The organism is Castellaniella sp. (genome assembly GCF_049650445.1).
GTDB lineage: Bacteria > Pseudomonadota > Gammaproteobacteria > Burkholderiales > Burkholderiaceae_B > Castellaniella.
On the sequence record NZ_JBASAD010000034.1, the window covers coordinates 25,406 to 46,853 of the forward strand.

The window sequence follows — 21,448 nt, forward strand, 5'->3', positions numbered from 1 at the left end:
GATGAAGTGTCCGTTCTGCAATTGCCCCGAAACCCAGGTCGTGGATTCCCGGGTCTCCGAGGAAGGCGACACGATCCGTCGCCGCCGCCGGTGCACGGCCTGTGACCGCCGCTTCACGACCTATGAACGGGTCGATCTGATGATGCCGGCCATCGTCAAGCGCAACGGAACCCGCGCGGATTTCGATCCGTCCAAGCTGCACGGCAGCATGTCCCTGGCGCTGCGCAAACGCCCGGTCAGCGCGACGGCTCTGGACGCTGCCGTTGCGCGCATCCAGGAACGCCTGCTGACCAGCGGCCAGCGCGAAGTGCCGTCCGACCATGTGGGCGAACTGGTCATGTCGGAACTGCGTCAGCTCGATCCCGTGGCCTATGTGCGTTTTGCCTCGGTCTATCGCAGCTTCGAGGATCTGCGCGAATTCGTCCAGGCCATCGACGAATTCCGCCGCGCGGATGAGACCGATGACACGGGTTGAAAGTACCTTCTCCACGGAAGACCACCGCTGGATGCGGCGCGCCCTGACGGTGGCCGAGCAGGCCCTGTTCGTCAGCAGCCCGAATCCTCGCGTCGGCTGCGTGCTGGTGCGCGACGGCCGCTGGCTGGCCGAGGGCAGCACGCAGCGGGCAGGCGGCCGGCACGCCGAGGCCCAGGCCCTGCACGAGGCCGCCCTTCAGGGCGTGGACGTGCGCGGAGCCACCGCTTACGTCACGCTGGAGCCCTGCAGTCATACCGGCCGCACGCCGCCGTGTGCCGATGCCCTGATTGCGGCCGGTGTCGCGCGCGTCGTGATCGCACTCCAGGACCCCAATCCCAAAGTGGCGGGTGGTGGAATCGTGCGGCTGCGGGCCGCCGGCATCCAGGTCGACGTCGGCTTGTTCGCCGAGGATGCCTTGACGCAGAACCCCGGATTTTTTGCCCGGATGACGCGTGGCACGCCCTGGTTGTGGCTGAAGTCGGCGTCGTCCTTCGACGGGCGCACGGCCCTGCCGGACGGCCGTTCGCAATGGATCACCAGTGACGCCGCGCGCGAGGACGGACATCGTTGGCGGGCACGGTCCTGCATGGTGCTGACCGGCATCGGTACGGTGCTGGCCGACGATCCCATGCTGGATGCGCGTGCGGTCGAGACCCCGCGCCAGCCGATCCGTGCCGTGCTGGACACGCAATTCGTTCTGGGCGAGCAGGCCCGGATCATCAATGGCGATCCGGTCTGGGTCTTCACGACACGGCCCGACGCCGGCAAGGCCGCCCGTCTGGCGGCGCGCAATGTGCGCGTCATCGTGCTGCCTGCGGATGATCGTGGCGGTCTGTCCCTGGAGGCGCTGGTGCGCTGGCTGGGGGATCACGAGATCAATGAGGTCCACGTCGAGGCCGGCGCACGTCTGCAGGGCGCGCTGGTCCAGGCGGGACTGGTCGATGAGTGGGTGGCGTATGTGGCGCCCTGCATCCTGGGGGATGGCCAGGGCCTGGCGGCGCTGCCGGCTCCGATTTCGGACCTGGACCAGGCCTATCGATATGAGTTCCTGGACGTTCAGTTCCTGTCCCCGGACATGCGGTTGCATTTGCGCGATACGGCGCGATGGCAGGCGCTGGTCCGGGCTTGCGGCCTGCGCAATAAATAAAGGATAGCCTCATGTTCACTGGTATCGTCGCGGCCGTGGGCCGCATCACCGAAGTCCGTCCCTTGGGAGACGGTGAGGACGCGGGCGTGCGCCTGTCGATCCAGGCCGGCGGCCTGCCGCTGGCGGCGACCCGTTTGGGTGATTCAATCGCCATCCAGGGCGCCTGCATGACGGCCGTCGTCCTGCACGACGATGCCTTCGAGGTCGATGTGTCGCGCGAAAGCCTGGACCACACCTGCGGCCTGGACCGGCCCGGCGAGGTCAACCTGGAGCACGCCCTGCGGCTGGGCGACAGCCTGGACGGACATCTGGTGTCCGGCCACGTCGATGGCGTGGGCCGGGTGACCTGCTTCGAGGCTGTGGCGGAATCAACCGAACTGCGCATCATCGTCCCGGTCCACCTGTCGAAATACCTGGCGTACAAAGGCTCGGTCACGGTCAATGGCGTCAGCCTGACGGTCAACCGCGTGGATGACCAGGAAGAAGGCACCGAAATCTCCATCAACCTGATCCCGCATACCGTCCAGGTCACGACCCTGCGCAACCTGGAGGTCGGCTCCCCCGTCAATCTGGAGATCGATCTGATCGCCCGTTACGTCGAACGGATGGTGGGCGGCATGGGTGCGGCAGCGCCCGGTGGCTTGGGCGTTGCCTGATCGCAGGGCCCGGTTCCACAGAGGGCGGCTGACGGGTTTGGCATTATTCTGCTAGAATAGCGGACTTCGTCTGCCGCTATGGCGTGCAGACGTGCAGGACAGGTGGCCGAGTGGTTGAAGGCGCACGCCTGGAAAGCGTGTATACGTGAATAGCGTATCGGGGGTTCGAATCCCCCTCTGTCCGCCAGGATACAAAAGCCCCCGATTCCGGAAGAGTCGGGGGCTTTTTCATGGGGCGTCCGGGTTGGTCGCCTAGCCCTGAACCCTGCTTCGGGCTGCACGCCGCGTCAGCTTGACTTGATACATGGCCTGATCGGCCTGCTCCAGGGCGGTGGCGGCGTCCAGCGTGCGCGGTAATACGATGATGCCGCCGACGCTTGCGCCCGCGTAGTGGATCGTCGTTTGCGGATAGGAAAATTCGCCCGTCGTGGCGTCGGTGATGCGGTCGATGAAGGCTTTCAGCGCTGCCTCCGGATCCGCGCCGGGCGCGGGTCCGGGACCGATGACGGTGAATTCGTCGCCTCCATACCGGGCCACGATGTCCTGGGCGCGCAGTGCCTGCCGCAGCCGATCGGCCATGTCCTTCAGGAACCGGTCTCCGGTCGCGTGCCCGTAGCGGTCGTTGATGTCCTTGAATCCGTCGAGATCCAGGAAGCCGACCAGGACGGTCGTATCCTGGCGATCGGCCTGTGCAAGCTGGCGTTGCAAAAGATCCAGGAGAACGTGGCGATTCGGCAGCCGGGTCAGCGCATCGGTGGCCGCCAGGGTCGAGAGCTGGGCATTGGCGTTCAGCAAGTGTGTCAGCAGCCGCTCGCGTTCGGCCTGGTTGCCGATCAGACGGGCGAACAGTTTCAGCAGGCGGCGCGCCTGCTCGTCGATCTGGCGGCGGCTGGAACTGGCCGCGCACAGGGTGCCGAACAGCATGCCTTCGCCCGCATAGATGGGTGTGCTGACATAGGTCTGGATGCCCAGCGCGGCCGCCGCCTGGGAATCGCCCCAGTGTTCGCCGACGGCGTCGCTGAACGGCCTGTCCTCGTCCAGTGCACGTTTGCACAACGTGTCCTGCCAGGCCACCGTCAGATTTTCGGGGATCTGCATCGTCCTGGTATTGTGCGCGTACAGTACGTGCTGCGTGCCCGCGTCAAGATCGATGGTCGTCAGGTAGGTGGATTCCAGCCCTGTCGCTTCCTCCAGCATTTCCAGGAACGGTCGCGTGAGGTCTTCCAGGCTGCGGGCCTCGGTCACGGATTCGGAAATACGGCTCAGCAGCGTGGCCGACTCGGGCAGCGGGCGGGAGGTGGAGTGAATGTCGGCATCGTCGTTCATGACGGTTTCCACGGATACGGATAGATCACATCCTGGGCGCAACGGCGGGCGGAAGCAATCTGCCTCACGCCCGGGGCCCGACACCGGAGATCAGTCCATGCCCGGCACGGTATTGGAGAACCCGCAGTCCACGTGCAGGATTTCGCCGGTGATGCCGGCGGCCAGGTCCGACAGCAGGAAGGACGCGGCGTTGCCAACGTCCTCGATGGTGACGTTGCGGCCCAGCGGCGATTGCGACTCGACGTACTTCAGCATGTTGGAGAAGTCGCGGATGCCGCTGGCGGCCAGGGTCTTGATCGGACCGGCGGAAATGCCGTTGGCGCGCAGGCCCTTTTTGCCCATGGACTTGGCCAGGTAGCGCACGCTGGCTTCCAGGGACGCCTTGGCCAGGCCCATCATGTTGTAGTTGGGGATGGCTTTTTCAGCGCCCAGGTAGCTCAGGGTCAGGACCGAGCCGTTGCGGCCTTCCAGCATGGGCATCGCGGCCTTGGCCAGGGCGGGGAAGCTGTAGGCGGAGATGTCGTGGGCGATGCGGAAGTTCTCGCGCGTCATGCCGTCCAGGAAGTCGCCTTCCAGGGCGTCGCGGGGAGCGAAGCCGATGGAGTGCACCAGGCCGTCCAGGCCATCCCAGTGTTCGCGCAGCGAGGTGAAGGTGGCCTCGATCTGGGCATCGTCGGCGACGTCGCAAGGGATGACGATGCTGCTGCCCAGCTCTTCGGCGAAGCCGCGCACGCGGCCTTCAAAGCGTTCGCCGACATAGGTGAGCGCCAGTTCGGCGCCTTGGGCGCGACAGGCGTGCGCGATGCCGTAGGCGATGGATCGATTCGAGAGTACGCCGGTGATCAGGATGCGTTTGCCGTTCAGAAAGCCCATGGTTGTGTCCAGTCTAGAAGGGTTCAATTAGAAGCGAAGAACTCTCTACCTTGCCGCTTGCAAGCGGCTCGGATTCGTCAGGCACGGAACAGTCCGCAGGGGACTGTTCCGTGTCCCGCCTTATCCTTGCACCTCGGTCCCCGGGACGCGCAGGCGCTGGCCGGTGGACAGGGAGGAGCTCTTCAGGTTGTTGAGTTTGCGCAGCGCGTCCACCGATGTGTTGTAGCGCCGCGCCAGCGAATACAGGGTGTCGCCCTGGCGGATCGTATGCGTGCGGACGACGGGCTTGGGCCGGAGGTCCTGCGTGTTCTGCTTGGCAGACGCCCGGGCTGGGACTTCGACACGCCGGATCGTCCTGGGTTCGGCCGCCGGTTCCGCGCCGGGGGGGGCGTAGGACGCCAGCATGAGGCCGCCTGCGGGGGCTTTCCGGGCGGGGATCAGCAGGGTGGCGACGGTGGCGCGGGTCTGCTTCGGGCCCAGTCTGTTGGCCTGGCGCAATTGGTCCAGCGTGATGCCGTGCGTTTTGGCGATGCTGGCCAGGGACTGGCCCTTTTGCGGGTGGACGACCTGCCAGGACGACAGGCTGCCCGTATAGGATTCCAGGTTGTCGTTGAAGACGCCGACCTTGTCCAGCGGCAGGTGCAGCGCCGGGTTGTGCGCGGCCAGCATGACGGGCCGGTTGTACGAGGGGTTCAGGGCCTGGAAGTCTTCCAGCGGCATTTCCGCCAGGGCGGCGGCCACGGCGATGTCCATGTCGCGCGACTTGTGCACCGTGGTGAAGTACGGGGTGTTGCTGACGCCGGGCAGGGTGATGCCGAATTTGTCCGGGCGAGCGATGATGTTCTTGATGGCCTGGAGCTTGGGCACGTAGTTGCGGGTCTCGTCAGGCATGTCCAGGGCCGTGTAGCCGGTGGGCTTGCCGGCGTTGGCGGCCTTGTCCATGGCGCGTTTCACGGCGCCTTCGCCCCAGTTGTACGAGGCCAGCGCCAGATACCAATCGCCCTGGAAATCGTACAGGTAACTCAGGTAGTCCAGCGCCGCCTGGGTGGATGCGACCGGGTCGCGCCGCTGGTCGCGCCACCAGTTCTGTTCCAGTTTGTAGTGCTGTCCGGTGCTGGGAATGAACTGCCACAGGCCGGAGGCCTGGGACCGCGACAGGGCGTTGGGGTTGTAGGCGGATTCGACGAAGGGCAGCAGCGCCAGTTCGGTGGGCAGGCCGCGCCGGTTCAGCTCGTCGACGATGTAGTACAGGTACTTGCCCGCCCGCTGGCTCATGAGCAGCACCGATTGCGGGTGCGAGGCGTAGTAGTCCGTCCAGTAGTCGACCCGCTCGTTGCGCAGATTGGGGATGGCGAAACCACGTCGAATGCGGTCCCACATGTCGCGGGGCGGATGGGTCAGGTCAACGGTACGCGAGGTGTCTTCCGCGTCATAGGCCTGGCGCTGATCGGCCGTTTGATGGCGAGTGGCACAACCGGCCAGCACCACCAGGATCAGCGGCAGGAGAAGTCGCAGGATTTTCATGGGTGGATCATTGGGAATTTCAAGGCGCGAATTTCCCGATTTTACCCAGGGAATCACATGTTTGTGCGGAATACGTGAGAAATTGCCGGACTCGTCCTGTCAGGCCAGCCTTTAGCGGAAGTCGTTTTTCCATTGGCGCAACGCGGCAAAAACGGCCTGAGGCGTGTCCAGGGAAGCCCCGGTTTGTCGGGCAGCGGCCGCGCGGACGGCTGGCTGGCTGCTGTGCAGGAACGGATTGGTTTCCAGTTCCAGGCCGATCGTGGAGGGCAGGGTGGGCTGGCCCTGAGCCCGCAGATGCGTCACGTCCAGTGCGCGCTGCTGCAAGGCGGCGTTATCGGGTTCGACCTGCAAGGCCCAGCGGATGTTGGAGGCCGTGTATTCGTGGGCGCAGCACACCAGGGTGTCAGGCGGCAGGCTGGCGAGCTTGTCCAGGGAGTCGAGCATCTGGGCCGGGGTGCCTTCGAACAGCCGGCCGCAACCGGCCGCGAACAGCGTGTCGCCGCAGAAGACCACGGGCCGGCCGGGTTCCAGCAAGCCGGTGTAGGCGATGTGGCCCGCCGTATGGCCGGGGATGTCCAGCACCTTGAAGCGCAGCCCCGCGCCGGGCAGGTCCACCGTGTCGCCTTCGGCCAGGGGCACGTCGCACAGCGGGATGTTTTCGTGGCGCGGCCCGTAGACGCGCGCCCCGGTTCGCTGTTGTAATGCACGCACCCCGCCGACGTGGTCGCCGTGATGGTGCGTGATCAGGATGGCTTCCAGGATCAGCCCGTCGCGCAGCAGAGATTCGACGGGGCCGGGTTCGCCGGGGTCCACGACGATCGCGTGGCCGTTTTTCTGTACCATCCAGATGTAGTTGTCCGACAGGGCCGGGATGGGCGTCAGGACGGCCGGCGCGGCCTGGATGGGGGCGGACGTGTTCATGTCTAGGGAGTCATAGTGGCATCGCAGCGCGAACTGCCGATCGAGTTGGCTGAATGGCTGGAAACCCCGGCGGGGCAGTACGTGCGCGCCTGGGAGCAGCGCCAGGTCGATGCCATGGTCGGCAATACGTTTGGCTATCATGCCATACAAATCGGGCTGCCGCACTGGAACCTGCTGCAGGCCAACCGCATTCCCTACAAGGCCTGGGCGCATAGTTCCAGCGCACCTTTTGGCACGCGGGCCGGGCGCCTGGTCTGCGAACCCGAACAACTGCCCTTCGACACACAAAGCATCGACTTGCTGGTGATGCCGCACACCCTGGAATGGTGCGCAGACCCGCACCAGACCCTGCGCGAGGCCGAGCGCGTCCTGATGCCCGAGGGCCGGGTGGTGCTGACCGGTTTCAATCCCTACAGCCTGTGGGGTCTGCGGGAGTCCCTGCCGGGCCTGGAATTGCGCCTGCCGGTGCCGGTGCCGTCCCAGGTGTCGCCCGCCCGCCTGAAAGACTGGTTCAAGCTGCTGTCCTTCGAACTGGACCGGGGGCGTTTCGGCTGTTATACGCCCCTGTGCACGACCCAGGCCTGGCTGCATCGCTGGCGTTTCATGGAACATGCGGGCGACCGCTGGTGGCCCGCTGGCGGCGCCGTGTATGCGATCGCAGCGGTCAAGCGGGTGTCGGGCATGCGTCTGATCGGACCGGCATGGCGCAAGCCGCGCCGCCGCCGCGAGCGCCGGGGCGCCGTGGCGCCCGTCGCCAACCGAATCAATGAGGATCATCATGGCTGAACCCAGAGTGGACGCCTGGACCGACGGCGCCTGCAAGGGCAATCCCGGTCCGGGCGGGTGGGGCGTATTGCTGCGCCAGGGACCGCACGAAAAATCGCTGCATGGCGGAGAACCGGACACGACCAACAATCGGATGGAACTGATGGCGGTGATCCAGGCACTGCGGGCGCTCAAGCGGCGCTGCGTCGTGACGGTACACACCGATTCTTCCTACGTGCAAAAGGGCATGACCGAGTGGCTGCCCAACTGGAAGCGGCGTGACTGGCGCACGGCGGACAAGAAGCCGGTAAAGAACGCCGACCTGTGGCAGATCCTGGACGAGCTGGCCTCCGGGCATGAATTACACTGGCGGTGGGTCAAGGGCCATGCCGGCGACCCCGGCAACGAACGGGCGGATGCCCTGGCCAATCTTGGCGTCGAGGACCCGCAGGGCGTCCGCGCCTCCTGAAGCTCGCGATATGGCCGGTCCTGGCGGGCTGGCAAGGAATCTCATGCGTCAAATCGTTCTGGATACGGAAACCACGGGCCTGGAGCCCGAGCAGGGCCACCGCGTGGTGGAAATGGCCTGCGTCGAGATCCTCAACCGGCAGGTCACCAAACGACATCTGCACCTGTATATGAACCCGGACCGCGACAGCGATCCCGAGGCGCTGCGGGTCCACGGCCTGACGACCGATTTCCTGTCAGATAAGCCGCGCTTTCCGGAGGTCGCCCAGCAACTGGTGGATTTCGTGCGCGACGCCGAGGTCATCATCCACAACGCGGCCTTCGACGTGAAGTTCCTGAACGCCGAACTGCGCCGCGCCAAGCTGCCGCCCTTCACAGAACTGTGCGGCAAGGTCACCGATTCGCTGATGGTGGCGCGCGAAATGTTCCCGGGCAAGCGCAACAATCTGGATGCGCTGTGCGAACGCTTCGGCATTTCCAACGCGCACCGGACCCTGCACGGCGCCTTGCTGGACTCGGAGTTGCTGGGCGAAGTCTGGCTGGCCATGACGCGCGGACAGGATTCCCTGCTGGATGAGGGCGCCGACGATTCAGCCACCGGTTCCGGCGCCGGTGCGGCTGGAACTCAGGGGCGTTTCGATGCTTCCGGTCTGGCAGTCATCCAGGTCGATGCCCAGGCCATGCAGGCGCACGAAGCCTATCTGGATGGCCTGGACAAGGCGGGCGGCAAGCCTTGCCTGTGGCGGCAGATCGACAATCCTCCCGAGACGGACGCGACGGTGGTCTGAGGCGGGCTCTGCGCCGCCTGTCAAAACTATGTATAATTGCCGTCTTTCCAGTCGGCTGGTCCCGTGCGTTTCACGCGGATCCTGAACAGCGCGATTGGGCGGTTAGCTCAGTGGTAGAGCACTGCCTTCACACGGCAGGGGTCACTGGTTCGAACCCAGTACCGCCCACCAGAATTCCAGAGCACAGAGCCATATCATGCATTTAGCTGATATGGCTTTTGTTCTTTATGCCAGTCGCTTGAGCGTCGGACTGCGCGTCATTGCTCCCCTTCGGGGCCCCACGGTAGTTACGCCTGTAGACGTCCGGCCCCATGGCCTGGATCTGTTGATCGATCAAGACTTCAAATGGCTTCAATACCGGCTGAAAGTCGCTTTCAGGCTCCAGCACGGTCAGTGTGCGCACGATGGCTTCGATGGTGGAAACGGCTGCGGGTTCCTGAGTCTGGCGTATCCGGTAGCGAGAGGGGGCGCCCACGGGCAGACTCAAATGGGGCAGGGTGCCTAATACGGGGTTGGCCTGCATGATCTTGCGCGCTTTACGCCAAGTGCCATCGGGCACGATCAGCAGGGCGGCCGATTTTTCATGGGCAGCACCCAGCGGCCGCGGCAGGGTCGGATTCTGTGTCGGGAACAGCACGAATACCGATGGCGCCGTGGCGATGATGTCGTCGAGTTGTGGAAAGCATTCGCCGATCAGCAGTTCAGCCTGCTGCAGGCCCAGTACCGCCAGTCGCCCCGTGTTCAGTGGGTGCCTTTGTTCATCAGGGTGCTGCAGAATCAGTACGCGCGTACGGTTGGGCACGATCGTGACATGAGCGCACAGGCAATGTGTCAGGGGCCTGAGGCAACGGGTGCAATGAGGTCGAGACGATCGCGGGCGGGATGGCATAAGCAGCCTTTTTACCAGACTCTCTACCAGGCGATCGGGGGGCCTTCCCGTCCCGTCATCCCCCGCGCGCCGCATGGCGCGGCGGGCGGGGGCAGGATGGACAAGGATACGAGGATTACAGCGGATACTGCTCGTTGTCGCTGATGATCACTGCGCCGTCGGTGCGTGCGGTGGCCAATTCGCTCAGGACCTGGGTGCGGGTCTTGGACGCGCCTTCGTGCTGGATCTGGGGATATTGGGTGTGTTCACCGAACTCGACCTGGCCCTGGGCTTGGGCCAGGCGCAGGGCGTTGACCACTTCCGCGCGGCTCAGGGTACTGGGCGTGCTTTCGATCGGGTAGTTGCCTTGTTCGCCGAGGGTCACGATGCCCTGGGCTTGGGCTGCGTGCAGTTGCTGGACGACTTCGGCGCGAGACAGATCGGCGGCCTGAGCCAGGCCGGCAGAGGCGAGACCGAGCGAGAGGGCGGCAAGAGTGGCGGTGACTTTCATGATGGTTTCCTTCAATCAGATGGATAAATGAGGCAGGGCGCTGCGGGCTTTCCGTTTTGCGCGCTATGTCCTGCTCCTATGAAACGTATTCTGCACTGCCGCTGTTGTGCGATAAACAGGCTGAATGCGAATTCAGTTTTCCATTTGTGAAGGCAATCGGGGTGGGAATGCGGGACAATGTCACGCTCGGGCCGAATCTTGCCCAGGAAAGAAGTCATGTCTCCTTCATTGAACGATATCGAGCTGTTTGTCGAGGTGGCGCGCAGCCAAGGTTTTACCCGCGCAGGCGAGGCGCTGGACATGCCGGCGTCCACGATTTCCCGGCGGATCTCGGCGCTGGAAAAATCCATTGGCGTGCGCTTGCTGAACCGCTCCACCCGCAAGGTGAGTCTGACCGAGGCGGGCGCGGCGTATTTTGCGCGCTGTCAGCACATCGTGGAAGAAGCGCGCATCGCCCATGAAGTGCTCATGGACGAGACCAGCAATCCGCGCGGACGCCTGAAAGTGTCGATGCCGTCCACGCTGGCCATGTCCCTGCTCTCGAACGCCTTGCGGGAATTCTCGCTGCGCTACCCGGAGATCGAATGCGAGTACGACCTCAGCATCCGCCGGATCAATCTGCAGTCGGACCCCTACGATGTGGTGATCCGGGTGGGCGAGCCGCCCGCTTCCGGGATCGTGTCGCGGCGGCTCGGCACGCTGGTCCTGGGGCTGTACGCGTCCCGGGAATACCTGGACGCGCAGGGAGCCCCTGCCAGTCCGGCGGACCTGGCGCGTCATGAGTGCCTGCGCGCCACCGCCGAGCGGGTGGATTCCATCTGGACGCTGTTTTCCGGGGACAACCAGGAACAGCGGGTTCGGGTCAGGGGGCGGATCGCCTTGAACCAGGTGTTGATGCTGCGCCGCATGGGTGAGGCGGGCATGGGTATCGTGCCCTTGTCCATTCAGGACATGAAGGGCGGCGGTCTGATCCGGGTATTGCCGGGCTGGTCTTTTGCGCCCGTCCCCATGGTGGCCTTGTTTCCGTCGCGGATGATGCCGGCTCGGGCGCGGGTCTTCATCGACTTCGTCAAGGAACGGCTCGCGGATGTGGACATTCTGTCGGGCGCGGCCGAGGCGGCGCAGGTCTAGACTCTTGCGGAAGCGGCCTCCTGAGGTCGGGCGTGCACGGCGTGACATCTTTCTGTGCACGGCGGGACAATTGGCGGTGGGCGGTCGCAGGTATTCTTCGCCTAAATCAATGCGAAGAAGAGGTAGACATGATCGCGACGGATCCGCGCCCCGAGCAGGCCGCCATTCGAGAACACATGATCATCGACGGCAAGCCTTGCGCCCAGGGGGAAGGCCGCCTGCCCGTCTATGACCCGGCCACCGGCGACATCATCGCCCATCAGGTCGAGGCCAGTCCCGCCCAGGTGGATCAGGCGGTGCGCGCCGCGCGCCGTGCCTTCGAATCTTCCGCCTGGCGCACCATGACGCCGGCGGGCCGCGAGCGCCTGCTGCTGGCGCTGGCGGATCGCGTCGAGGCCGAGGGCGAGTCTCTGTCGCGCCTCGAGACGCTGAACAACGGCAAGCTGCTGGGCTTGTCCCAGATGCTCGAAGTCGGCGCCAGCGCGCAATGGCTGCGCTACATGGCGGGCTGGGCGACCAAGATCACGGGCGAAACCCTGAACCTGTCGATTCCGTTCCCGCCGGGTGTGCAGTATCACGCGCATACCCGGGCGGAGCCGGTGGGGGTCGTCGCCGCGATCGTGCCCTGGAATTTTCCGCTGCTGATGGCGGTCTGGAAAATTGCGCCTGCCGTGGCGGCGGGCTGCACGGTCGTGCTCAAGCCGGCCGAGGAAACCCCGCTGACGGCCATCCGGCTGGCGGAACTCGCACTCGAAGTCGGTTTCCCGCCTGGGGTGATCAATGTGATCACGGGCCGGGGCGAGACGACCGGTGCGGCGCTCGTCGCCCATCCCGGCGTCAACAAGATTTCCTTCACCGGGTCCACCGAAGTCGGCAAGCTCATCGGTCATGCCGCACTGGACGACATGAAACGGATCTCGCTCGAACTGGGCGGCAAGTCGCCGGTCGTGATCATGGATGATTGCCCCATCGATCAGGCGATCCAGGGCGCGGCCGGGGCCATTTTTTTCAACCAGGGCCAGGTGTGCACGGCCGGTTCGCGGCTGTTCGTCCAGGAAGGCATCTACGACCAGGTGCTGGAAGGCCTGGCGGCCGTTGCAAACAGCCTCAAGATCGGCTCCGGCTTCGATCCGGACACGCAGATCGGCCCCATGGTGTCGGCCCGTCATCGCCAGCGGGTTTCCGACTTCATCGCGGCCGGGCGCACCTCGGGCGCGCGCGTGGTGGCGGGTGGACAGGCCTGGGATGGCCCGGGCTATTTCGTGCGGCCGACGGTATTCGACGGCGCAGCGCCCGATGCCACGATCGTGCGCGAGGAAATCTTCGGCCCCGTCGTCGTGGCGGCACGGTTCCGCGACGAGGACCAGGCCGTGGCCCTGGCCAATGACACGCGCTTTGGTCTGGGGGCCAGCATCTGGAGCAACGACTTGGGCCGCGTGCATCGCCTGGTGCCGCGCATCCAGGCCGGCACGGTCTGGGTCAACACGCACAACATGCTGGACCCGAGCATGCCGTTCGGCGGCTACAAGCAGTCCGGGGTCGGGCGCGAGCATGGCCGCGCCGTGATCGACAACTACATCGAGACCAAGTCGGTTTGCATCGCCTATCCAGGCGCTGTCTGACGATTGGGTTTCAGCGGTTTTTTCATTCCAACAGAGCCGGCTTGGAAGCCGGCCACGAGGAGACATGCATGACGATGATGCGTACGATGCGCCGGCTTGCGCTGGCTGCAGCTTTGGTGGCAGCGGGTTCCGCCCATGCGGGGGATCCCAGCGCGCGAGACTGGATTCCGGCGCCGCCGGGCACCAGTGTGTTCGCGGCTTACCTGCTCGGCCTGAATTCCCATGGTTTCTATGACCGTGGGAACCAGATCGATGACGGGCCCACGGTGGACGTGCGGGGCATGGTCCTGCGCCCCATGTATTTCAGCGAGATCATGGGCAAGACCGTCCAGTACGAACTGATCCTGCCCGCCATGCGCACCACGATCGGGGTCAGCGGCGCGCCCGACGACCGTGTCACCGGCGTGGGCGATGCCCAACTGGGCGCAGCGGTCTGGTTCATCAACAATGAAGCCAGCAAGACCTGGTTCGCCTGGGAGCCCTTCATCACGGTACCCACAGGCAAATATCACAGCAACCACGCCGATGCTTCGCCGGGGAAAAACCGCTGGACGACGCTCCAGGACTTCGCCTTCGTGCAGGGAATCGGCGAATCGACCTTCCTCGAGGCTGTGGCCGAATTCGAGTTCTTCGGTGACAACACCAATTACTACGGCGGCACGCTCAAGAAGGCGCCGGCCATCCGTCTGATGGCGCTGGCGTCGACCAACATCACCGAAAGCACCTACGTGGGCATGCGCTACCGCTACGAAACGGGCGGTCGCGAAAAAGTCGACGGGGTCGAGACGGTATCCAGCGCCAGGAACCACCAGCTGGCCTTCGAGATCACCCACCAGATCAATGACGCCAACCAAGTGCAACTGCAGTACATCCACGACCTGAAGGTCGAAAACGGCCCGCGCATGCGCGGTGTGCAGATGCGTTATGTCTATGCCTTCTAGGCTGGACCCAGGAGACTCATGCCATGAAAAAACCAGTATTCAGGATCTCGACCGGGCTGAGCCTGCTGTCGGCGGCGTTGCTGCTGGGCACCGCCTCAGGTGTCCAGGCCGCTCCGCCGCTACCCGTTGAGCAATTGACCGGCGGCCATTCAGTCAAGGTCGCCCCGGACCAGCGCATCTATGTGATGGATTCGGTGTTTTTCCACCTGACCGACAGCCGTCTGAAGGAGTTCGATCGCAGCACCGGGAAACTCCTGGGGATGATCCCCACCGCGTTCAACGGCCAGGCCCAGGTTTCCAAGGACGGCAAGCAAATCTATGTCACCACCACGTACTTCGAGCGCGTCACGCGCGGCGAACGCACGGACGTGGTTGAAGTCTGGGATAACGAGACGCTCAGCTTCGTGCGGGAGATCAAGATTCCGCCCAAGCGGGCCGGCTCACTGAACTACGACGGCATTTTCCGCCAGACGGGGGACGGCCATTTCGTCCTGGTGCAGAATGCCACGCCGGCTGCTTCGGTCAGCGTGGTCGACATGCGGAAAAACGCCTTCGCCGATGAGATCACCGCCACGGCAGGCTGCTGGAGCATCATTCCCGTCCCGGGTACGCCGCGCAGCTTCTCCACGGTCTGCGGCGACGGTGCCCTGCTGACGATCGCGCTGGGAGACGACGGCAAGGTGGCGTCCCAGAAGCGCAGCGAGCCCATGTTCCCGGTCAAGGACGATCCCGTCTTCATCACCCCGGGCCGCCTGTCCAACGCGCTGGTGTTCGTCTCCTTCTATGGCAATGTCTACACGGCCAGGCCGCAAAAGGACGGCGACATGAAATTCGACCCCGTCTGGTCCTTGCTCGATGACGCAGACCGGGCGAAGCACTGGGTTCCGGGCGGCTACAACCTGCTGGCGGTCGAGCCGCACAGCGAGCGCCTGTACATCTTCATGCACCCGGATGGTGTCGAAGGCTCGCACAAGAATCCTGCTGCCGAGATCTGGGTCTACGATCTGAAGACCCGCAAGCGTATCGCCCGTGTGCCCGGCAAGAGTGCGTTGTCCATGTCCGTCATCCCGGGCAAGAAGCCCCAGTTGCTGACCATCGACGGTGGGAACGTCAACGTCTATGACATCTCCAAGCCCGAGCCCAAAGAAGTCCTGACGATCCCGGAGGCGGCCGAGGCTTCCTTGCAACTGATGGGTTATGCGGGAGGCGGCAATGGGTGATCCTGTCATTGCATATGCCGCGCTGGCGGTGCTGACGGCGATCTTCTGGCTGGGCGCCTTGCACAAGCTGCGGGACTGGACCGGGTTCGAGGCGGCCGTGGCGGGTTACCGCCTGCTGCCTGCCGTGTTGCACCGGCCGTTCGCTCTCGTCTTCATTGCGGCTGAGTTGCTGGCGGGGGGGCTGTTGCTGTGGCCCGCCGCGCGTGCGGCGGGTGTCGCCGTGGCGCTGGCCGTCCTGGCGGCGGCCTCGCTGGGCGTCACCGTGAACCTGCTGCGGGGCCGCACCGATATCGACTGCGGTTGCGGCGGCCTGTCCCAGGCGCCGACCAGCCTGTCCTGGTGGGTCGTGGCGCGCAATGGCCTGCTGGCGTTGTTGGCCCTGCTGGCCTGGCCGGAGGGCGGCGGCGCTGCGGCGCGCGACCTCGTCTGGCTGGACGGCGTCACCTTCTTCGGCATGTCCTTGGCCCTGCTCGGCCTCTACCTCGCTTTCAATCAGTTGCTCGCATCTCACCTCGAGATGCGTAAAAGGAGTCAATCATGACGGCATTGATCGTATCGAATATTGTGTTGTGGGTCGTGACGCTGGCCTTGCTGCTGGTGGTGCTGGCCTTGTCCCGGCAGATTGGCGTCCTGTACGAGCGGGTCGCCCCGATGGGCGCCCTGACCATCGACAAGGGACCGGCGGTGGGCGCCGCCTCGCCCCGGTTCGAACTCGACGACCTGCTGGGCCGTCCCCTGCGCATCGGTCATGGCGGCGGGCGTGGTCAGTTGCTGTTCTTCGTGTCCCCCACATGCCCGGTGTGCAAGAAGCTGCTGCCCATCCTGAAATCGGTGGCGCGGACCGAGGGTGCCTGGCTGGACATCGTGCTGGCCAGCGACGGCGAGATGCCCGAGCACCTGGCCTTCTATCGCAAGGCCGGCCTGGAAGCCTTCCCCTACGCGCTGTCCACCGAGATCGGCATGCGTTTCCAGGTCAGCAAGCTGCCCTATGCCATTTTGCTCGATGAGCAGGGCGTCGTTCGGGCCAAGGGCCTGATCAATTCCCGTGAACAGCTCGAAAGCCTGTTCACGGCCAAGGAGATCGGTGTGGCCTCGGCCCAGGAATGGCTGGAGCGCGGCACGACGGTCCAGGAAATTACTCGCAAGGAGAATGGCAATGCGATGGCTTGATCATTTTGGTGAATCCCTGACACGCAAGGTGGCCCATGCCTCGTCGCGGCGCAGCGTGCTGTGTTCGATCGGCAAGGTGTTCGTCGGGACGGCCTTCGTCATGCCGGTCCTGCCGGTCGCCCGGATCGCGAAGGCTGCGGAATCGGCGCCCAAGACGGACCTGGACACCGCGACCGAGGCGGAACTCTCTTCCTGCGATTACTGGCGCTATTGCGCGGTGGACGGTTTTTTGTGCACCTGCTGCGGCGGTTCGGCGACGACCTGCCCGCCGGGCAGCGAGCCCTCGCCCATCTCGTGGGTCGGCACCTGCCACAATCCCAAGGATGGCAAGGACTACCTGGTCAGCTACCATGACTGTTGCGGCAAGACGGCCTGCGGCCGGTGCTACTGCGGCGGCCAGGTGCGTGAACGGCCGGGCTACGAGTTCTTCCTGCACAATGATGTGAACTGGTGCATGGCCAACAGCAACACGACCTACCATTGCACCGTCTCCACCATCGTGGGGCTGGGCAAGAATTGACCTTCTAGAAGGGGGAGCGGATCATGTCCAAGTACGTACGCGGGTTCCGGGCTGGTCTGTTCCTTTGCCTGGGGCTGGCCCCGTCGGTCCCGGTCTGGGCCGCAGAGGCCGCGTCCGCCCCGCATGCGATGCTCGAATCCATGGCGGCCAGCCAGTCGGCCTACAAGGATTACATGCTCAATTGCGGGGGCTGTCACCGCTACGACGGCCAGGGCGTGGCCCGCAATGCGGTGCCCAGTTTTCTCAACTCCATCGGCTTGTTCACCCGTCTGCCCGAAGGCCGGGAATACATGATCCGCGTGCCGGGTGCCGCCCAGTCGCAATTGGGCAACGCCGAGCTCGCGGACGTGCTGAACTGGATGGTTGCCAACTACAGTCCGGACGCGGTGGCACCCGACTTCAGGCCTTTCACGGCCGGCGAGGTCGGGGCGGTCCGGCCCTATCGCTTCGATGACGTGGTGGCCTCGCGCCGGCAACTGGAAGCCAAGCTTCAGAAGCTGGGCCTGACGCCAGCCCCGTATCTCTATGGGTCAAACTGAGCGCACGGGAGCGCCACCCCTTTCCCGGCGTGCGTGGATTCGATCGTCACTCGGCTTCGGGGCTGTCCGGCTAGGGGTTTGTCCCGCTAGCCGGAATTGTGCCGGGAGGCTAGATTTCCCGATAGTCAGGAAGTGAGGATCGACACCATGTCCGCGCCTATGCCCAAGTCCGCGGCGCCCCCGTTCAAGCCCACGTGGCTGAGCACGCCATTGCGGCGCTTCGACACGCGCGGCGCCTGGGCGGACAGCATCTCCGAGCATTTCGTGCCCCTGGAGGTCGAGGCCAGGAGCACGGGCGCGTTCCGCAACCTGGCGGCCAACGAGATGCTCGGCTGTCTCCAGGTCTCCGAATTGGTGACGGCGGCGCAGCGGGTGCGGCGCACACGCGTGCTGGCCAGCCGCTCCGAGAACGCACAATACAAATTCAGCGTCCAGCTCTCCGGCCGCACCCAGATCGAGCAGGATGGCCGTTCGGCATTGCTCGACCCGGGCGACTGGGGCATCTACGACACGTCGCGGCCCTACGAAATCTGCGAGGAACCGAGCGCGCATTTTCTCGTGCTGCAGGTTCCGGCCCACGTGCTCTCCGTGTGGGAACCCTGCATCCAGTCCCAGCTTGCCCGGCGCTTCGGTTCGGAGCACGGCAGCGCGCGGGTCGCCATGGATGCCTTGCGGGCGCTGGTATCGCAGGGGCCGGCGCTGGGATCGGCGCTGGCCTTCGAGGTCTCCTCGACCGTGATGCGGCTGTTCGCGCTCAGCCTGGGCGAGCATGCCGATGGCGGCGGCGCCTCCAGCCTCGAGGAAGTCCGCCAGGGACAGTTGCGCGTCATCCTGCGCCACGTGCACGAACACCTGCATGACAGCGGGATGAACGCCGATACGCTGGCGCAGCGTTTCCGGATGTCCCGCCGTTATCTGTACAAGCTGTTTGCCGCCCGGGGGCTGACCCCGGCGGACTATATCCTGGGCGCCCGGCTGGAGCGGTGCCGGGATCTGCTGGCGGACCCCGCCTGTACCCGGCAGATCGGCGAACTGGCGTATGCACATGGGTTCATCGACACCTCGGTGTTCAGCCACGCCTTCCGGCGCCGCTTCGGGGGGTCGCCCAGCGAATGGCGGGCCCGGCACGCACGCCCGGCCCCGTAATCGCGGTCTCAGCGATCCGGCTCGAGGGCCCGCAGATGTTCGTGCAGGATTCTCCTGACTTCCAGAATGGCCGGCGGGGTTTCCTGGATGCTGTGCGTGCCCGGGATGATTTTTTCCGATGATGCGCCTTCCAGGTGAGCGCTGCGCCAGGGCACCAGCCCGTCGTCAGAGTCTTCCAGGGGACCGTCCTCCGAGCGGCGGGCGATGATGCTGTGATAGCGCACGGCAGGTGAGATCGCCATGGCGTTGCTCAGGCGCAGGTATCCGTCCTGGTCGCTCAGATTGTCGATGCCGTTGGACATCAGGGCCCGGTCGTATTGGGCCTGGCCCCGCTGCGTCATGCGGGTCAGGCCGCTGAGATCCTGGAAAATCGCCAGGGGCAGGCGGATCAGCGACGAGGCGAATCGCGCCAGGTGGTTGTTGGCGTAGGCGGTGCCGCGATGTGGCGCGGCGATGAAGACCGCGCGGCTGACGCCTGAGACCGGTGTGAAATACAGCAGGCCGGAGTAGTCGTTGAGGAGGCGGGCCTGCTGTTCGGGCTCCAGACTGTAGCGGGCCTGTATGGCGTCGTGCAGGACGCTGCCCGAGGACGACACCAGCAGGCGGCCCAGAACGCCCCCCATGCTGTGGCCGATGAGCGTGATGTCGCGTCCTGCCGGGGCCGTATGATCGGGATCGAAATGATCCAGGGTGGCCTGGAACGTCTGGCGAATGGCCCGGTTGTTGTAGGCCAGCGGCCGGCCGGTGGGGTAGTAGACCTGCCAGATCTGGTAGTTGCGGCGCAAATCTTCGTCGCCCAGGACTTCGTTGGCCACATTGACCCAGGCCTCCGGGCTGCTGGCCAGGCCGTGCAGCATCAGGACGATGCGCCGCTTGGGGTCATAGGGCTGCAGCAGATAGATGTGCGGCTCGCGCAGGCCGTCCGCGCTGCCCAGGACGTTGCGGATGGCCTGGCTGGCGAAATCCGAGCGGGCCAGCCACAGGCCGTAGCCGGAGGTGAAATTGGCCGCCAGCGGCACCGTATCGCCCGCCAGCCGGATGGCGTCGTGCTTGTAGGGATCGTAGACCCTGAGCGTGGCTTCGCGGGCGCGCAGGATGGCCTCCAGGTCGCCTCCGGGAAAGGACAGCACGGCGGTCACGGCCGGGAAGGCAGGCTCGCTCCAGGGATGCGGAAAATTTCCCGTGTCCTCGCGATTGGACTGGGTGACGGCGACCAGTTCGGCACCCAGACCGTCGCGCCGGTAGATGCTGCGCAGGCCCCGGAACGTCAGCGTGCTGGCTGGAATCAGTTCGTCGGGCAGACGTTCTCCCTCGGGCAGGCGCACGTCGGCGTTGCGGATGCGCAGCCGCCATTCCGCGGTCTGCAGCGCCGCGCCGTTGAGCGGAGCCTCGCCTGGATGAGTCTGATAATGGCGGTATGCTCGCAGGGACACCTGCTCGGTGGCATAGTTGTAGTAGTCGCGGACCTGGGTCTGGCGGTCCTCGAAGGCTCGCCGCGCAGGCGGCCGCGAGGTGTAGAACAGATAGGCGTAGGCGTACCGGGCTGCCTGCAGGTAGGGGTCCAGGCCGGTCGAGTCGTCCGATCGGCCCTGATTCAAGGCCTGGACCAGCCAGAGTTCCGCCAGCGCCGACAGCCGCTGCTCCTCGTCCAGGCCCGTCGGGTTGAACAGCGCCCCGATGCAGAGGGAGGGATCGAGGCGGCAGGGGGCCGGGTCCTGGCCGACGATGGACAAGGTGTTGCGGGCGGCGATGCTGAGCGTGCCGGAACTGAGGATGTCGCCCCGATGCTGAGCAATGAATTCCTGGGTGCTGACGGGCTTGATCCGCACGCCGGCGCAGCCGACCAGCAGGCCCATCAGGCCGATCATCAACAGCAGGCCGATTCTGCGCGGAAAATGGGCCAGGGCCGCGCCTCTGCGTTCGGTGCGAGAGGCGTTCATGGTGAAGGGCCCGTGCTGTTCTGCGCGGGGCCGGCGGCCGGTTGCGGCGCCCGGATGCGCCGTGAAAAGACCCGTGCGGCATCCTGTGCGGCTTCCGGCTGTCCGGCGCGCTGCGTGATGTCGGCCCGGGCGCGCAGGGTGTCCAGCGGCAGGCTCGTATCCAGGCCGCTGTGCTTGTACAGATATTCGGGCAGGTAGCCCGACAGGATCAGCCGGTAATCCATCGGCAGGCCGGGCACCAGCGGGCGGACCATGTCGTAGACCAGGGTCGTGCAGTTGGCCGTCAGCGTGTGGTAGAAGTGCGGCTCGTCCGCGAGCCGGTTGGCGCGCTCCACGTAGGACAGGAACAGGGCGCGCCGGGCGTCCGGCGGCATGTGGACCGGATACAGGAACACCTGTTCGCCCCGGGGGCCGGCGCGTACGCGCAGGATGTCGCGTTCTTCGGCGGCCACGATGGACAGTTCGAATTGCTTGATAAAACCGCCCAGGGTGGAAAAGGCCTCGTCGCGCTCGCGGCGGATCTCGACGGAGAACACCAGGTGACGCCCGTCCGAGAAGCCGAAGGACACCAGCGTGTGGGCAATGGCCGGCCCCATCCAGTAGGACAGCGCCATGTCCACGGACGTCAGGGTGTCCAGGTCGTAGACGCCGTCATGCCAGCGCGCGGTGTAGTCGGTGTCGCTGCGCCAGTCGAAATCGCGGATGTCGTGCAGCGTGACCAGGGAGCCGCGCACGCTGCCGCGCAGGGTGCGGGAGACCTCGTCGGCCCAGTCGCGGTCGTTCGAGGGCTTGATGCTGACCCACCAGGCCGCCGCCAGGATGGCCAGCAGGGCGAGCAGCGCGAGTGTCCAGCGTATCGTCATGGCGCGCCTCGTGTCTCGTGATGCGCTGTGCCCG

Annotated in this window: 23 protein-coding genes and 2 tRNA genes; 17 read left to right on the plus strand and 8 right to left on the minus strand. The window is 65.3% G+C overall.

Translation table 11 applies throughout. The annotated features are described in order from the left end of the window. Position 1 precedes the first annotated feature (1 nt). From nrdR to WA983_RS11575, 4 genes are all read left to right on the plus strand, one after another. Positions 2 to 475 carry a transcriptional regulator NrdR gene (gene nrdR / locus WA983_RS11560; RefSeq protein WP_424250461.1) on the plus strand — a complete coding sequence of 158 codons (474 nt, stop codon included), beginning with the start codon at positions 2 to 4 and terminating at the stop codon, positions 473 to 475. Next, on the plus strand, positions 462 to 1,622 hold the full coding sequence (gene ribD / locus WA983_RS11565) for a bifunctional diaminohydroxyphosphoribosylaminopyrimidine deaminase/5-amino-6-(5-phosphoribosylamino)uracil reductase RibD (RefSeq protein WP_424250463.1): 1,161 nt from the start codon (positions 462 to 464) through the stop codon (positions 1,620 to 1,622). The genes nrdR and ribD overlap by 14 nt, the downstream gene beginning before the upstream one ends. A gap of 11 nt (positions 1,623 to 1,633) precedes the next feature. Further along, positions 1,634 to 2,278: a riboflavin synthase gene (locus tag WA983_RS11570; RefSeq protein WP_424250465.1), complete on the plus strand. Its 645-nt coding sequence runs from the start codon at positions 1,634 to 1,636 to the stop codon at positions 2,276 to 2,278. A gap of 96 nt (positions 2,279 to 2,374) precedes the next feature. Further along, positions 2,375 to 2,465: transfer RNA gene (locus WA983_RS11575), tRNA-Ser, on the plus strand. 65 nt (positions 2,466 to 2,530) lie between these two features. Here WA983_RS11575 and WA983_RS11580 read toward each other — a convergent pair. The 4 genes from WA983_RS11580 to gloB form a co-directional block, all read right to left on the minus strand. Next, on the minus strand, positions 2,531 to 3,604 hold the full coding sequence (locus tag WA983_RS11580) for a diguanylate cyclase domain-containing protein (RefSeq protein ID WP_424250467.1): 1,074 nt from the start codon (positions 3,602 to 3,604) through the stop codon (positions 2,531 to 2,533). A gap of 90 nt (positions 3,605 to 3,694) precedes the next feature. Further along, positions 3,695 to 4,477, minus strand: coding sequence for an enoyl-ACP reductase FabI (gene fabI / locus WA983_RS11585; RefSeq protein WP_424250468.1), 783 nt, complete (start codon positions 4,475 to 4,477; stop codon positions 3,695 to 3,697). A gap of 120 nt (positions 4,478 to 4,597) precedes the next feature. After that, complete coding sequence (locus tag WA983_RS11590) at positions 4,598 to 6,001, minus strand: transglycosylase SLT domain-containing protein (RefSeq protein WP_424250470.1); 1,404 nt, start codon at positions 5,999 to 6,001, stop codon at positions 4,598 to 4,600. A 111-nt stretch (positions 6,002 to 6,112) separates the two neighbouring features. After that, positions 6,113 to 6,922, minus strand: a complete 810-nt coding sequence (gene gloB, locus WA983_RS11595; RefSeq protein ID WP_424250472.1) for a hydroxyacylglutathione hydrolase — start codon at positions 6,920 to 6,922, stop codon at positions 6,113 to 6,115. 15 nt (positions 6,923 to 6,937) lie between these two features. Here gloB and WA983_RS11600 point away from each other — a divergent pair, with 15 nt between their 5' ends. From WA983_RS11600 to WA983_RS11615, 4 genes are all read left to right on the plus strand, one after another. Further along, entirely contained in the window at positions 6,938 to 7,708 is a 771-nt protein-coding gene (locus WA983_RS11600; RefSeq protein ID WP_424250474.1) for a class I SAM-dependent methyltransferase, read from the plus strand. Further along, entirely contained in the window at positions 7,701 to 8,156 is a 456-nt protein-coding gene (gene rnhA, locus WA983_RS11605) for a ribonuclease HI (protein ID WP_424250476.1), read from the plus strand. Before WA983_RS11600 ends, rnhA begins: the two co-directional genes overlap by 8 nt. 43 nt (positions 8,157 to 8,199) lie before the next feature. Continuing rightward, positions 8,200 to 8,943: a DNA polymerase III subunit epsilon gene (gene dnaQ, locus WA983_RS11610; RefSeq protein ID WP_424250478.1), complete on the plus strand. Its 744-nt coding sequence runs from the start codon at positions 8,200 to 8,202 to the stop codon at positions 8,941 to 8,943. A 96-nt stretch (positions 8,944 to 9,039) separates the two neighbouring features. Continuing rightward, a tRNA-Val gene (locus tag WA983_RS11615) sits at positions 9,040 to 9,114 on the plus strand. Positions 9,115 to 9,145: 31 nt separating this feature from the next. Here WA983_RS11615 and WA983_RS11620 read toward each other — a convergent pair. Together WA983_RS11620 and WA983_RS11625 are read right to left on the minus strand one after the other, a co-directional pair. Then, positions 9,146 to 9,832: a tRNA-uridine aminocarboxypropyltransferase gene (locus WA983_RS11620; RefSeq protein ID WP_424249728.1), complete on the minus strand. Its 687-nt coding sequence runs from the start codon at positions 9,830 to 9,832 to the stop codon at positions 9,146 to 9,148. A gap of 115 nt (positions 9,833 to 9,947) precedes the next feature. Beyond that, positions 9,948 to 10,322, minus strand: coding sequence for a DUF4148 domain-containing protein (locus tag WA983_RS11625; protein WP_424249730.1), 375 nt, complete (start codon positions 10,320 to 10,322; stop codon positions 9,948 to 9,950). A 216-nt stretch (positions 10,323 to 10,538) separates the two neighbouring features. Between WA983_RS11625 and WA983_RS11630 the strand changes: the two genes are divergently transcribed. The 9 genes from WA983_RS11630 (at position 10,539) to WA983_RS11670 (ending at position 18,611) form a co-directional block, all read left to right on the plus strand. Next, a complete protein-coding gene (locus tag WA983_RS11630) occupies positions 10,539 to 11,453 on the plus strand; it encodes a LysR substrate-binding domain-containing protein (RefSeq protein WP_424249732.1) in 915 nt (304 codons plus the stop codon). A gap of 128 nt (positions 11,454 to 11,581) precedes the next feature. Further along, entirely contained in the window at positions 11,582 to 13,075 is a 1,494-nt protein-coding gene (locus WA983_RS11635) for an aldehyde dehydrogenase family protein (RefSeq protein WP_424249734.1), read from the plus strand. Positions 13,076 to 13,143: 68 nt separating this feature from the next. Then, positions 13,144 to 14,016: a transporter gene (locus tag WA983_RS11640; protein WP_424249736.1), complete on the plus strand. Its 873-nt coding sequence runs from the start codon at positions 13,144 to 13,146 to the stop codon at positions 14,014 to 14,016. Between the two features lie 23 nt (positions 14,017 to 14,039). Continuing rightward, positions 14,040 to 15,236 carry an amine dehydrogenase large subunit gene (locus tag WA983_RS11645; RefSeq protein WP_424249738.1) on the plus strand — a complete coding sequence of 399 codons (1,197 nt, stop codon included), beginning with the start codon at positions 14,040 to 14,042 and terminating at the stop codon, positions 15,234 to 15,236. Continuing rightward, positions 15,229 to 15,777 (plus strand): MauE/DoxX family redox-associated membrane protein, encoded by a 549-nt coding sequence (locus tag WA983_RS11650; RefSeq protein WP_424312071.1) that lies wholly within the window; start codon positions 15,229 to 15,231, stop codon positions 15,775 to 15,777. The genes WA983_RS11645 and WA983_RS11650 overlap by 8 nt, the downstream gene beginning before the upstream one ends. Next, complete coding sequence (gene mauD, locus WA983_RS11655; RefSeq protein WP_424252220.1) at positions 15,774 to 16,406, plus strand: methylamine dehydrogenase accessory protein MauD; 633 nt, start codon at positions 15,774 to 15,776, stop codon at positions 16,404 to 16,406. Before WA983_RS11650 ends, mauD begins: the two co-directional genes overlap by 4 nt. After that, positions 16,393 to 16,926 (plus strand): methylamine dehydrogenase light chain, encoded by a 534-nt coding sequence (locus WA983_RS11660; RefSeq protein WP_424252218.1) that lies wholly within the window; start codon positions 16,393 to 16,395, stop codon positions 16,924 to 16,926. Before mauD ends, WA983_RS11660 begins: the two co-directional genes overlap by 14 nt. A gap of 23 nt (positions 16,927 to 16,949) precedes the next feature. Continuing rightward, positions 16,950 to 17,465 (plus strand): cytochrome C, encoded by a 516-nt coding sequence (locus WA983_RS11665; protein WP_424252216.1) that lies wholly within the window; start codon positions 16,950 to 16,952, stop codon positions 17,463 to 17,465. 147 nt (positions 17,466 to 17,612) lie between these two features. After that, positions 17,613 to 18,611 carry a helix-turn-helix domain-containing protein gene (locus tag WA983_RS11670; protein ID WP_424252214.1) on the plus strand — a complete coding sequence of 333 codons (999 nt, stop codon included), beginning with the start codon at positions 17,613 to 17,615 and terminating at the stop codon, positions 18,609 to 18,611. Positions 18,612 to 18,619: 8 nt separating this feature from the next. On the opposite strand, the gene WA983_RS11675 is transcribed toward WA983_RS11670, so the two are convergent. Both WA983_RS11675 and WA983_RS11680 read right to left on the minus strand, forming a co-directional pair. Further along, positions 18,620 to 20,551, minus strand: coding sequence for an esterase/lipase family protein (locus WA983_RS11675; protein WP_424312072.1), 1,932 nt, complete (start codon positions 20,549 to 20,551; stop codon positions 18,620 to 18,622). Further along, the gene (locus WA983_RS11680) at positions 20,548 to 21,414 is read right to left on the minus strand and encodes a DUF4105 domain-containing protein (protein ID WP_424252210.1); all 867 of its coding nucleotides are present in this window, start codon (positions 21,412 to 21,414) and stop codon (positions 20,548 to 20,550) included. The genes WA983_RS11675 and WA983_RS11680 overlap by 4 nt, the downstream gene beginning before the upstream one ends. Positions 21,415 to 21,448: the final 34 nt, after the last annotated feature.